Annotated in this window: 1 protein-coding gene; it reads left to right on the top strand. The window is 73.8% G+C overall.

Features of this window, described 5'->3' with window-relative positions:
• On the top strand, positions 1-650 hold a 650-nt coding region (locus LPA54_RS34700; protein WP_228984607.1), incomplete at both ends, for a methyltransferase domain-containing protein.

Below are 650 nucleotides of genomic sequence, written 5' to 3' on the forward strand. Positions count from 1 at the left end.
GGCTGCTGGAGTGGCTGGCCCCGGCCCTCGGCCTGGACACCCTGCGCCCCGGTGCCCGGGTGCTCGACCTGGGCTGCGGCCGCGCCCTGACGTCCGTCTTCCTCGCCCGGGAGTACGACGTCCAGGTCACCGCCGCCGACCTGTGGATCACGCCGGACGAGAACGCCCGCCGGATCGCCGAGGCGGGCGTCGCCGACCGCGTCCAGCCCGTCCTCGCGGAGGCGCACGACCTGCCCTTCGGGGAGGAGACCTTCGACGCGATCGTCTCCGTCGACGCGTACCAGTACTTCGGCACCGACGTCCTCTACCTGCCGACGCTGACCCGGCTGCTGAAGCCCGGCGGGCGGATCGGGGTCGTCGTCCCGTCCCTGTCCGAGGAGATCGAGGGCAGCGAACCGCCGGAGCACCTGTGGCCCGTCTGGGAGCCCGCGTTCTGGTGCTTCCACAGCCCCGCCTGGTGGCGCCGCCACTGGACCCGCAGCGGCGCCGTGGACGTCCTGGCGGCCGACTGGCTGGAGGACGGCTGGCGGGAGTGGCTGCTGTGGTGCGACGTGGTCGCCGAGCACCACACGGACGAGTTCCATGTGCGGATGGGCCGGGAGAACGGGCGGCTGGTGCGCGCCGACCAGGGCCGCACGCTGGGCTTCACC

Source organism: Streptomyces sp. DH12 (assembly GCF_020873895.1).
Taxonomy (GTDB): Bacteria; Actinomycetota; Actinomycetes; order Streptomycetales; family Streptomycetaceae; genus Streptomyces.